Annotated in this window: 1 protein-coding gene and 1 pseudogene; both read left to right on the top strand. The window is 34.0% G+C overall.

The features are described from left to right. Nucleotides 1-126: 126 nt before the first annotated feature. A complete protein-coding gene (hxpB, locus tag DO88_RS00060) occupies nucleotides 127-804 on the top strand; it encodes a hexitol phosphatase HxpB (protein ID WP_033041258.1) in 678 nt (225 codons plus the stop codon). 90 nt (nucleotides 805-894) lie between these two features. Continuing rightward, nucleotides 895-1,257 (top strand): annotated as a pseudogene (locus DO88_RS0118510) (IS110 family transposase); the annotation flags it as partial. Nucleotides 1,258-1,342: the final 85 nt, after the last annotated feature.

Raw genomic sequence — 1,342 nt, 5'->3', positions numbered from 1 at the left:
TGGAACGGAGTAACTATAAGAGCCTAAAATCCGACAGCTTTTACTGTCGCATTTTTTGCAATAAACAAAAGGCGCAAAATTTGCACCAGCAATCTGCTGTTTAGGCTGGCGTTAAATGGAATCTGTATGATACAAGCTGCAATTTTTGATATGGATGGAACGTTAATCGATTCGGAGCCGATGTGGAAAAAAGCGGAAAAGGAAATTTTTTCATCTTTAGGCGTAAAAGTAACTAATGAACTTTCATCTCAAACTGTTTGGATGACTACTCGTGAAGTAACGGAGTTTTGGTATAATCATTTTCCTTGGTTAGGTAAAAGCTTAGATGAAGTCGAAAATGAAGTTATTGATCGTGTAGCAGAATTAATTATTGATGAGGGTGTTGCTTTGGAAGGAGTACATAAAGTTTTAGACTTTTTTCAAGAAAAGAATTTTAAAATCGGTTTATCAACTAATGCTCCTTCAAAACTAATTCCTATTGTTTTAAAAAAACTTAATATTTCTCATTACTTTCATGCTACTTCTTCTTCGGAACATGAAATAAAAGGAAAACCTGATCCAGCCGTATATTTATCTACGGCTAAAAAATTGAATGTTGAACCCTCAAAATGCATTGCATTTGAAGATAGTGTTTCGGGCATCCTTTCTGCGAATCAAGCAAAGATGAAAACTGTTGTAGTTCCACCTGAACTTGAGTTTACAGATGAAAAATATGAATTATCTTATATTAAGCTTAAGTGCTTATCTGACTTTTCCAACACACATTTAGAAAAAATAATTAATCATATGGAGTTAGGTGTCTAAAAAATTCCATTTAACAAGATAATTGGACTCCCCATACTACTCAGCTAAGCTGACAATGGCATGTCTTTAAACTTTAGGGAGTCTTGTAATATGAAGAGTATTATTGGTGTTGATTTAGCAGTAAAAGTTATTCAAGTTTGTGTTTATACAAACAACAAGGTGCAATCTAATACAGAAATGACACCGGAACAATTTAGTGCTTATCTATCAACATCAATCCCTTCAAAAGTAGTGTTTGAGTCATGTGCTGGGGCTAATTATTGGTCTCAATTAGCAAGTTCTTATGGTCATAATGCACGCTTAATCTCACCTAGATTAGTTAAAGTCGTTAGACAAAATCAAAAAACAGATAAAAATGATGCCTTAGCCATCGTTCAGGCTTCTTTATTACCTGATATTAACTTCGTTGCTCCTAAAACTAGCCAACAGCAACAAGTACAATCAATGCTGAAGTAACATAAATTGTGGACACCCATCTATTGAATTAATTTAACAAACGCTCAAAAATAAACCAAAACCCGAATTCAGGTTCCAAGTG

Source organism: Pseudoalteromonas sp. S3431 (genome assembly GCF_000690035.1).
Taxonomy (GTDB): Bacteria; Pseudomonadota; Gammaproteobacteria; order Enterobacterales; family Alteromonadaceae; genus Pseudoalteromonas; species Pseudoalteromonas fuliginea.
The sequence above is the reverse complement of the archived record's forward strand: the minus strand, read 5'-3'. Positions and strand labels throughout refer to the sequence as shown.